The organism is Ferruginivarius sediminum, assembly GCF_003344765.1.
In the GTDB taxonomy this organism is placed as follows: Bacteria; Pseudomonadota; Alphaproteobacteria; order Kiloniellales; family Rhodovibrionaceae; genus Ferruginivarius; species Ferruginivarius sediminum.
Map to the genome: position 1 here is coordinate 1 of NZ_QPMH01000040.1, position 9363 is coordinate 9363.

The window sequence follows — 9363 nt, forward strand, 5'->3', positions numbered from 1 at the left end:
TCGCCATTGTCGCCGTCATGCGCAAGATGATCACCATCCTCAACGCCATGCTTCGCGACAACACGCCCTGGCAGCCAAAAGCGGCATGATGAAAGACAGTTGCTCACCCCTCCCCCTTCGCCAGATTCCGTAACTCGTACAGCAGGTCCAGCGCCTGCTTCGGTGTCAGTTCGTCGGGGTTCACCGCGCGCAGGCGTTCCTCTGCCTCGCTCGGTCCCGTTTCCGCCGCGCCCGTGTCGGCCGGCTTCGCCTGCACGGCGGCGAAGAGCGGGAGGTCATCGGCAAGGCGGCTGAGGGTGCCGGCCTGTTCGCCCTGTTCCAGGGTTTCCAGCACCTCTTCCGCGCGCTTGACGGCGGCGGGCGGCAAGCCGGCCAGCTTGGCGACGTGGATGCCGTAGGAGCGGTCGGCCGCGCCCGCGCCGACCTCGTGCAGAAAGACCACCTCGCCCTGCCACTCCTTCACCCGCATGGTGTGGCAGGTGAGCGATGACAGCCGCCCCGCGAGGCTGGTCAGTTCGTGGTAGTGCGTGGCGAAGAGCGCGCGGCAGCGGTTCATGTCGTGCAGGTGCTCGACGCACGCCCAGGCGATGGAGAGGCCGTCGAAGGTGGCCGTGCCGCGCCCGATCTCGTCCAGGATGACCAGCGCGCGCGGCCCCGCCTGGTTCAGGATGGCCGCCGCCTCCACCATCTCCACCATGAAGGTGGAGCGCCCGCGCGCCAGGTCGTCGGCCGCGCCTACGCGGCTGAACAGGCGGTCCACGACGCCGATGGCGGCACTTTCGGCCGGCACGTAGCTGCCCATCTGCGCCAGCACGGCAATCAGCGCGTTCTGCCGCAGGAAGGTGGACTTGCCCGCCATGTTGGGCCCGGTGACGAGCCACAAACGGCTTTCCGCGCCCAGGTCGCAGTCGTTGGCCACGAACGGCCCGGCGTCCTCGGCCCGCAGCGCCTGCTCCACCACCGGATGGCGGCCCTGGCGGATGTCGAAGGCGGTGGAATCGTCCACGTGCGGCCGGCACCAGCCGTCGACCGCCGCAAGCTCCGCCAGCCCCGCCGCCACGTCCAGTTCCGCCAGCGCGCGGGCGGCCAGGTCGATTTCCGCCGCGCGGGCCGTCGCCTCGCCGACGAGATCGCTGAAAAGCTGCTGTTCCACCGCCAGCGCCTTCTCCCCGGCGGAGGCGATCTTGCGCTCCAGCTCCGACAGCTCGACCGTGGTGTAGCGCACGGCGCTGGCCAGCGTCTGGCGGTGGATGAAGGTGCCGTCGTTCTGCAGCGTCTCGGCCTGCTTCGGCGAGACCTCGACGTAGTAGCCCAGGACGTTGTTGTGCCGGATCTTCAGCGCGTTGACGCCGGTCTTCTGGACGTACTGCGCCTGCAGGTTCGCGATCAGCCGGCGGCTCTCGTCGCGCAGGCCGCGCAGTTCGTCCAGCTCGGGGGTGTAGCCCTTGGCGATGAAGCCGCCGTCGCGCGTCAAGGCCGGCAGGTCGGGGGCAAGTGCGCGGGTCAGGCGATCCACCAGGGTGTCGTGAAATCCGAGGTCCGTGGCCGCCTGCTGCAACAGTTCCGGCGGCGCCTCCACCGGCTGACCGCCGTCGCTGCCCAGCAGCACGCCCTTCAGCACCGCCGCCTGCCCCAGCCCGTCGCGCAACGCCGCGAGGTCGCGCGGGCCGCCGCGCCCGACGGTGAGGCGGGAGAGCGCGCGCTCCACATCCGGGGTCCGGCGCAGCCGCTCGCGCAGCTCGGCCCGCAGACCTTCGCCGTCCACCAGATAGCCGACGGCGTCGTGGCGCGCGCCGATGGCCGCCGGATCGGTCAGCGGCGCGGCAAGACGCTGGGCCAGCAGGCGTGCGCCCGGGCCGCTCACCGTCCGGTCGATGGCCGCCAGCAGCGACCCCTGCCGCCCGCCGGTCAGCGCCTGCGTCAGTTCCAGGTTGCGGCGGGTGGCGGTGTCGATCTCCATCACCGCGTCGGGCCGAATCCGCCGGGGCGGGCGCAGGTGCGGCAGGCTGCCCTTCTGCGTCAGCGCGACGTAGTCCACCAGCGCGCCACAGGCCGCCAGCTCGCCCCGGCCGAAGCTGCCGAAGGCATCCAGCGCCTTGACGCCGTAGACCTCCTCCAGCCGCTTCTGCGCGTTGGCGCTGTCGAAGCGCGCGGAGGGCAGCGGCGAAAGCACCGTCTTCCACTGATTCAGCGTCTCCCACAGCGATTCGCGCTGCAGCAGCCGCTCGGGCAGCAGGATCTCGCCGGGCGACAGCCGGGCCAGCGCGGCGGGAAGGCCGCCGGGGTCCGCCGACTGCACCTGGAAGTCGCCGGTGGAGACGTCGACCCACGCCAGCCCCAGCCCGCCGCCCGCCTCCGCCAGCGCAACGAGATAGTTGTGCGCGCGGGCATCGAGAAGCTCGTCCTCCGTCAGCGTGCCGGGCGTGACCACACGCACCACGTCGCGCTTCACCACGGCCTTGTGGCCGCCGCGCTTTTTCGCCGCCGCCGGGTCCTCCATCTGCTCGCCGATGGCGACCTTGTAGCCGGCGCGGATCAGGCGGGCCAGATAGGCCTCCGCCGCGTGGACGGGGACGCCCGCCATCGGGATGTCCTCGCCCTGGTGCTGTCCTCGTTTCGTCAGCGTAATGTCCAGCGCCTCGGCGGCCTTCACGGCGTCGTCGAAGAACAATTCGTAGAAATCGCCCATCCGGTAGAACAGCAGGCACTCCGGATGCAGGCGCTTCACCTCAAGGTACTGCGCCATCATCGGGGTGGTCGCCGGGGTTGCGGCTTGGGGCGGGCCGGCGTCGGGCGCGGTGGCTGCTTGGCTGCTGTCGGGCACGGGCACTTCGCGGGTTGCGTTGTTCGGCTGCTGGCGAAAGCGGCCGGGAGAATAACACGCAACGAGGCCGGGCAAAGACCGCGCTTCGACATTGGGTGCGACCCACCCCTGACATCCACCGCAAACTCTGGCCAAGTTTGGCGTAAGCGGTTAAAAGACCCCGCGGCGAACCTGATGGCGAAATAGAGAGGCACTTGTGGCCGACGAGACGCAGCAGAGCGCCTACGGCAAACATCCCGAGCACGCGCACACGATCGAGGTGGTCGGCTGGTTCGAGGACCGCCGGACCTTCGCAGATGCGGTGAAAGCCCTGCTCTCCCATGGGTTCGAGCGCTCGGACCTGTCCGTTCTGGATACGCACGAATCCTTGTCGGCCGCCGATTCGCCGCGCGAGGCGTTCAAGGAGACCGTCAGCGGTATGATCCAGGAAATTAACTACATCGGCCCAATCGCCGCGGCCGGGTTCATCGCGGTCGCCACCGGACCGATCGGTGCGCTGATCTCGGGCGCCGTCGCCGCCGGCCTGACCGGCTATGCCGTCTCGGACATCCTGCACGAGGTGCGCGCGACGCCGCAGACCGAAGCCTTCGCCCGCGCCGCCGAGCACGGCGCCATCCTGCTGTGGGTCCGCGCCGAGACGCCGGAAACGCAGGAAAAGGCTGTGACAAGCCTTCAGGATCATGGCGCCAAGGACGTCCATACCCACGAGCGCCCGGTCGACACCGGCACGGACGAAGACGAAGCGGGCAGCTAGGTCACGTACCTTTTCGGCCGCAACCGGCAAATACTCCGCTTCGAACCATCTGCGGTTATAGTAGGGAAGATTTGGTGGAGCCGAGGGGAGTCGAACCCCTGACCTCCAGAGTGCGATTCTGGCGCTCTCCCAACTGAGCTACGGCCCCACCGGTCGAAAGGACACCCGGAAGTTGGGAACGCTCCGGGCGGCGGACAAGGGCCGGCGGCGCGTTCCCGCGTGGCCCCTGTCGGGCGCGGCGGACTATGCGAAGCCGGCCCTCCCTTGTCAAGCACGCGTCGAAGCAATTTCCTGCCCGCAGTCTCCGATATAAAAACGGCAAGATGTTGGCGCCGCTCCCGGCTTGAGTCGCCGGGACGCGGCGGCTAGGGTACGGCTCGATTTCGCCCCGGCGCGACTGGCAGTCCGCCGGTGCGCCACGCCTGCGAGGGATCCGCTGCATGGCCACTGTTCTCGTCCCGCTGCTTAACGTCGCCTCGATTGCGATCGAACTCTACACCTGGGCAATCATCCTTTCCGCCATCCTCAGCTGGCTGATCGCCTTCGACGTGGTGAACACCTCCAACCGCTTCGTCTATACGATCGTCGATTTCCTCTGGCGGATCACCGAGCCGGCGCTGCGGCCCATCCGGCAGTTCATGCCGAACCTCGGCGGCATCGACATCTCGCCCATCATCCTGATTCTGGGTCTTTTCTTCGTGCAGAGCGTCCTTGCCAACTTCGCGCGCCAGCTTGCCATGAGCGGCGGTTACTAGGAGGCGGTTGGCGCGGCCATGACCGGGCGGCCCTGGCAGCCGCGCGACGGCGGGCTCAGGCTCGACATCCGCCTGCAACCGGGCGCCAGCACGAACCGTATCGACGGTGTCGAAGCGCTTGCCGACGGCAGCCTCGTCCTCAAGGTCCGCGTCGGCGCGCCGCCCGAGGGCGGCAAGGCGAACGCGGCGCTCGTGAAGCTGCTCTCCAAGCGCTGGAAGCTGGCGAAGTCCGATGTCGAGATCGTCGCCGGCGAGACGAGCCGCCGCAAGACGCTCTTCCTCCACGGCGATCCGGAGGAACTTGCTGCCCGCCTGGCGGCCGACCTGGACTGACGGCGACCGGAACTGACGGCGACTGGAACTGACGGCGACTGGGATTGACGGTTTTCGAGACGATCCCGTCGGTGCCAGAGTGTTCCGCGGCGGTTTCGGACGGGTCACGCGTTCCGCCGGTCGCCAGACTCGCCGCACCTTGGACACGGGCGAAACGAGAATACAAGGGGAGCGATAATGAGCCAGGCCTCCACCAGTCCGGCCGGCGCCGGCCAGGCAACGATCATCGACGGCAAGGCCTTTGCCGAGAAGCTGCGCGGCGGTGTCGCGCGCCAGGTCGACGCGCTGAAGGCGCGGCACGGCATCACGCCGGGCCTCGCGGTCGTGCTGGTCGGCGAGGATGCCGCCAGCCAGGTCTACGTTCGCAGCAAGTCGAAGAAGACCACCGAGGTCGGGATGCAGTCGTTCCAGCACACGTTGCCGGTCGAGACCGGCGAGGACGAGCTGCTGGACCTCGTCCGCCGGCTGAACAGCGACCCGCAGGTGCACGGTATCTTGGTGCAGTTGCCGCTGCCCAAGCACATCGATTCCGAGAAGGTGATCGACACCATCGATCCGGCGAAGGACGTCGACGGCTTCCACGTCGTCAACGCCGGACGCATCGCCACGGGCGCGCTGGATCGGGCCATGATCCCCTGCACCCCGCGCGGCTGCCAGATGCTTTTGCAGGACCAGCTTGGCGACATGAGCGGCAAGCGCGCCGTCATCGTCGGCCGCTCCAACATCGTCGGCAAGCCGATGGCGCAGCTTCTGCTGGCGGAGAATTGCACTGTCACCATCGCCCATTCCCGCACGCGCGACATCGCGGCGGAGTGCCGCGACGCCGACATCGTCGTGGCCGCCGTCGGCAAGCCGGAATTCGTGCGCGGCGACTGGATCAAGCCGGGTGCCACCGTGATCGACGTCGGCATCAACCGCCTGGAGCCGGAAGAGCCCGGCGGCAAGGGCCGGCTGGTCGGCGACGTGGCGTTCGACGAGGCGAAGCAGGTCGCGGGCGCCATCACCCCGGTGCCGGGCGGCGTCGGCCCCATGACCATCGCCGTGCTGCTGGCCAACACCGTGACGGCCGCCTGCCGCCAGGCCGGCGTCGAGGAACCGGCGCGCTAGGGTCCACGGATACCGGGAGACGGCCGCGGAGCAGACCAAACCGCGAACGCTGTTACCCACCTATCCGGTTTGTACCGCGGCCAGCCCCTCACCCCGTCCCTCTCCCCTGCCACGGGGGAGAGGGCACCATAAACGCACCTCTCCAGCTACTCTGCACCGTAAGCGCCAGGTAGCCATACCGCCCCGATTATCATCACTTCTCCCCCGCGTCGGGGGAGCCACCGCGTTCAAGGGGCTTGGTGTTGATAGGGCCGACCTTCACTCCCCGGCCAGCCGGGGGGTCAGCCAGTGGCGCACCATCTCCAGGCCCATCACCTCCACCTGCTTGTCGTCGATTTCCCCCGCCCGGCGCAGGGAGGGATCGTCGCCGATCTCGATGCTGTCGGGATTGCCCAGGTCGTGCACGTCGAAGCCGTGGTCGCCCAGCGCCTCCGCCATCGCCGCCTTCAGCGCGTGCCCGCGCCTGCGCGGCGAGCAGAAGCACGAAAGCACGCGGCGGCGGAGAGGTCACAACCTTCAAGGATAGTGCAAAAAATGTCCGACGGCCTTTATGCCGAAGCCCTGGACATGCACCGCCCTGTCGATCTACTCAACGGGAAGTCTCAATGCATTTGGAGGTCTGAAGCCATCCAAGGCTCGGACGCCATGGGGGAACGCGCCGCGCGTGAGGTTTTGTGTCGCTTTACGACGTGGCGACGGCGATATAACTAACCACGGCACGATGGATCGGATGAAGACATGTCAGAGTTCCAGAGAAATGTTCGCTTTGCCGTCCTGCCGTTGCCGACCGAAGGCGCACGCTCAAGCGAATTCGCGCGCACGATGGCGCCGCACCCCCTCGTCCACCAGGAACTTCCTTACGATCCGCAGTACACGATCTACAATCACCGGCTGATTGCAATGAGCATGGCCGGTGTGTCGGCCGAGGACGCCTACTGGATGCTCCGACGCCGCGCAATTCTGCGTCATACCGGTGAATTTCCAGTCGAGGTCCGGGGCCCGGACGCGGAGAGGCTACTGAACCTCGTCTTCACCCGGGACGTGGCCAAGACCAGGGTTGGCCGGTGCAGTTATCAGTTCGCCTGTTACGACGACGGCGGCATGATCAACGATGGCGTGCTCGTTCGACTGGCCGACGACCGGTTCTGGTACGGGCAAGCGGATGGGGACCTGTCTCTCTGGCTCAAGGCGCACGCCCGCGGCATGAATGTCGAGGTCTTCGACCCGGAGGTCTGGATCAGTCAGGTGCAGGGTCCCGAATCGCTCAGGATCCTAAAGGCCGCGATCGACGGAACATACCCCGACCCGTTCCGCTATTTCGATGCCGCGGAGGTTCGGATAGCCGGCCAGGACGTCGTGATCACCCGCTCCGGTTTCACCAACGAGCTTGGATGGGAGATCTATCTCCCGCCCGACATCGATGTGCGCGCGGTGGGCGAGCGCGTCCTCGAAGCCGGTAAACCTTATGGGATGCTCCCTGTCGCAGTGGGCGGAGCCCGCCGGATCGAGGCCGGATTGCTCAATGCCGGTTCCGACTTCGACGAGACGGTGACGCCGTTTGCGGCGGGGCTCGGCTCCATGGTCGATCTGGATAAGGCGGATTTCATCGGAAAGGCCGCGCTGGAGAACGCGGACAAGCGGCCTCGCACTTGGGGGCTGCGCGTATCGGGAGGCGTTGCGGGAATTGGCCGTAGTCTGAGGAAGGACGGATCGCCGGCCGGCCGCGTCTGCTCGTCTGCGTGGTCGCCCTTCCAAGGCTGCGGCGTCGCGATCGTGCGGCTTGACGATCCTGACCTGGGCGCGGGAACGGAAGTCGACGTCGAGTGCGCCGACGGGCGGACTCGCCCCGCTGTCGTTTGCGATTTACCCATGTACGACAAGGAACGACAAATACCGCGCGGCAAGCTGGTGGATATCCCGGAGTTGCCGGGAGCCGACGAACCCAGCTAGTTTGGTCGGCCCAGGGTCAAAAGCGGTTGTTCATCGCTTGTACCAAGATTTCCGCCAGGAGATGCAAAGCCGCTCTGTAGTATCGACGACCGATTTTCGTTATTCGCCAACCTTCACCATCCGGCAGGGCAAGCCGGACGACGCCCTTGATCGGGACGTTCGGGTCGACCGGCCGCCCGCGCCGCAGGATGGAGATGCGCCCTGCCGCGCGAGGTTCTTCGCCTGCTGGCGCACGTCCGACATGACGCGCTCCGCCTCGTCCATGCACGCCCGCTGCACCCGGCGCGCCGGCCAGGGAGCGCCAAAGGGCGGCGCCGGGCTGTCATGCCCTGGTAGCGTTACTATCTAAGGAAGTGACAGTAAGGAGTCTCCGTGGCACGAATTTGGAACACATCGGCTGTGGGAATGATGCTCACCGCCATGCTCGTGCTGGCTGCGCTGGTGCTCGGGCCGATATTGGCAGCCAACGCGGACACGCTACCGTGCGAGATCAAACCCTACGCAAATTGCACAGGCGCCGATCTGGCCGGAGCGCAGCTTGCCCACAAGAGGATGACGGCCGGCCAGTTTCGGCGCGCCGACCTGACACGTGCCGATCTGAGGTCCACGAGCCTTCAAGGCGCCTACCTTACCGACGCAATACTCCGAGGGGCTGACCTCAGCGATGCGGGGCTACGGGGGGCGACGTTGGTGCGCGCCGACTTGACCGGGGCCACGTTGCACCGCGCGATCTTCGCCGATGCCCGGTTGGACCAGGCCATATTGCGCGACGCTGACGCTCGCAAGGCGAATTTCGCGGGAGCGCAGCTTCATGCCGTGGATTTCCGGGGCGCCGATCTGCGTGAAGCCGTCTTCGTCGGCGCAACCCTGAGGGGTGCGAACCTGCAGGGCGCGAAGCTGGAAGGCGCGGATCTGGATGGAGGGGCTTGGCAGCCGAGCGCCAACCTGAGTGGTGCCACGTGGATTGACGGATCGGTGTGCCAACCGGGCTCGATGGGCCGGTGTAAGAACTGAAACCGATACCAAATCCGCTCTTCGCTTCTCGCGTTGGCTCAGTGTCTCCAAGGTCCGAGGGCATCAGGAGTTCCGGGCTGGCGGCGGAGCTGGAGCGGAAAGTGGGTGACGGCAGCTTGAGGCGGACCTTGATCAATCTTTGCCGGAATAGGAGACTCCGATGTCCGACGAAAACGATCGCACGGTAGCCGCGATCTTGGCTGCGGGACTGCTGGCCCGCGAGGCAAGCAACGTAACACCGGGCGACCAGGAGCGCGTGCCCTATGGCCAACGGGCCGACCATGCCGTGCAGATTTACCGGCACTGCTTGAGCAGGCTTCAACAGTCTAAAGACGACGAATAGCCCGACATACCGCAGGTTGCACGCAAGGAAAGGCCGCGGCAGTGGCGTCACCGCGCCCGGCGTTTACCAATTCACACCGGACAGCGGCCGTAACAGCCCCCCACTTCAGCGCAGGGCCAAAGCAGACCAAACCGCGAACACTGTTACCCATGTTTCCGGTTGCACAGCACACCCCCCTTGTGTCTTTGAATTTTGGCAGGATGGGCGGTGACGCGGTGCCGGGTCATGACCCGGCACCGCGTTGCGGCCGTGAGCCCGTTACCCCCTTGGCCTGGATACCGCG

10 protein-coding genes and 1 tRNA gene are annotated in these 9363 nt (G+C 67.0%); 7 read left to right on the top strand and 4 right to left on the bottom strand.

Annotated elements, in window-relative coordinates:
• Positions 1-103: 103 nt before the first annotated feature.
• Entirely contained in the window at positions 104-2824 is a 2721-nt protein-coding gene (gene mutS, locus DRB17_RS19510; RefSeq protein ID WP_421779258.1) for a DNA mismatch repair protein MutS, read from the bottom strand.
• Positions 2825-3020: 196 nt separating this feature from the next.
• On the opposite strand from mutS, the gene DRB17_RS19515 reads away from it, so the two are divergent.
• On the top strand, positions 3021-3578 hold the full coding sequence (locus DRB17_RS19515; protein ID WP_114583908.1) for a hypothetical protein: 558 nt from the start codon (positions 3021-3023) through the stop codon (positions 3576-3578).
• A 72-nt stretch (positions 3579-3650) separates the two neighbouring features.
• Here the strand turns inward: DRB17_RS19515 and DRB17_RS19520 are convergent.
• Positions 3651-3726, bottom strand: a tRNA-Ala gene (locus DRB17_RS19520).
• 292 nt (positions 3727-4018) lie between these two features.
• Between DRB17_RS19520 and DRB17_RS19525 the strand changes: the two genes are divergently transcribed.
• The 3 genes from DRB17_RS19525 (at position 4019) to folD (ending at position 5773) form a co-directional block, all read left to right on the top strand.
• Positions 4019-4333: a YggT family protein gene (locus DRB17_RS19525; protein ID WP_114583909.1), complete on the top strand. Its 315-nt coding sequence runs from the start codon at positions 4019-4021 to the stop codon at positions 4331-4333.
• Positions 4334-4351: 18 nt separating this feature from the next.
• Complete coding sequence (locus DRB17_RS19530; RefSeq protein WP_114583910.1) at positions 4352-4666, top strand: DUF167 domain-containing protein; 315 nt, start codon at positions 4352-4354, stop codon at positions 4664-4666.
• A gap of 177 nt (positions 4667-4843) precedes the next feature.
• Positions 4844-5773: a bifunctional methylenetetrahydrofolate dehydrogenase/methenyltetrahydrofolate cyclohydrolase FolD gene (gene folD / locus DRB17_RS19535; protein WP_114583911.1), complete on the top strand. Its 930-nt coding sequence runs from the start codon at positions 4844-4846 to the stop codon at positions 5771-5773.
• Between the two features lie 258 nt (positions 5774-6031).
• On the opposite strand, the gene DRB17_RS19540 is transcribed toward folD, so the two are convergent.
• On the bottom strand, positions 6032-6211 hold the full coding sequence (locus DRB17_RS19540; protein ID WP_147274975.1) for a hypothetical protein: 180 nt from the start codon (positions 6209-6211) through the stop codon (positions 6032-6034).
• 300 nt (positions 6212-6511) lie between these two features.
• Between DRB17_RS19540 and DRB17_RS19545 the strand changes: the two genes are divergently transcribed.
• Positions 6512-7723 (top strand): aminomethyl transferase family protein, encoded by a 1212-nt coding sequence (locus DRB17_RS19545; protein ID WP_114583913.1) that lies wholly within the window; start codon positions 6512-6514, stop codon positions 7721-7723.
• Between the two features lie 16 nt (positions 7724-7739).
• Here the strand turns inward: DRB17_RS19545 and DRB17_RS21045 are convergent, their stop codons facing one another.
• Positions 7740-7991: a DUF3253 domain-containing protein gene (locus tag DRB17_RS21045; RefSeq protein WP_161958911.1), complete on the bottom strand. Its 252-nt coding sequence runs from the start codon at positions 7989-7991 to the stop codon at positions 7740-7742.
• Positions 7992-8128: 137 nt separating this feature from the next.
• On the opposite strand from DRB17_RS21045, the gene DRB17_RS19555 reads away from it, so the two are divergent.
• The gene (locus DRB17_RS19555) at positions 8129-8737 is read left to right on the top strand and encodes a pentapeptide repeat-containing protein (RefSeq protein ID WP_114583915.1); all 609 of its coding nucleotides are present in this window, start codon (positions 8129-8131) and stop codon (positions 8735-8737) included.
• Positions 8738-8897: 160 nt separating this feature from the next.
• Positions 8898-9080, top strand: coding sequence for a hypothetical protein (locus DRB17_RS19560; RefSeq protein ID WP_114583916.1), 183 nt, complete (start codon positions 8898-8900; stop codon positions 9078-9080).
• Positions 9081-9363: the final 283 nt, after the last annotated feature.